We start from the raw sequence: 367 nt of genomic DNA on the forward strand, positions 1-367 counted from the left end.
GATCCCAGATTTCAACCATCTGTTCGTCGGTATAATCTTTCACCGTCAATATTCCTGAGTTATGCAGTAAAATCAGCACTAAAGGCTGTAGATAGGTGACATTTTTTTCATTGGCATTGTATTGGAAACGGTATTTTTTATCACCGTCTTCGACCCCGGAAATTAGCCATTCTTCGCCGGCAAGATTATTGTAGTGGACTGTGCCTTTTTTTAACGTCGATGCACCTAACTGGCGCATAATTGGTTTAACCTCTGAGGAGCGTTCGAGCAAACTGTCATCTTCACTCCCCAACAAGTTATCCATCACAATTGCCCACGCAAATTGACTATTTTTAAAAAGCATGGACAATTTAAATTTATGTTCTTG

Annotated in this window: 1 protein-coding gene; it reads right to left on the minus strand. The window is 40.1% G+C overall.

Annotated features, from left to right (window positions below; genetic code table 11):
* Positions 1-304: T6SS immunity protein Tli4 family protein (locus M992_RS14380; protein ID WP_248842541.1), on the minus strand; the 304-nt coding region annotated here is incomplete at its 3' end.
* Positions 305-367: the final 63 nt, after the last annotated feature.

It is taken from the genome of Moellerella wisconsensis ATCC 35017 (assembly GCF_001294465.1).
GTDB lineage: Bacteria > Pseudomonadota > Gammaproteobacteria > Enterobacterales > Enterobacteriaceae > Moellerella > Moellerella wisconsensis.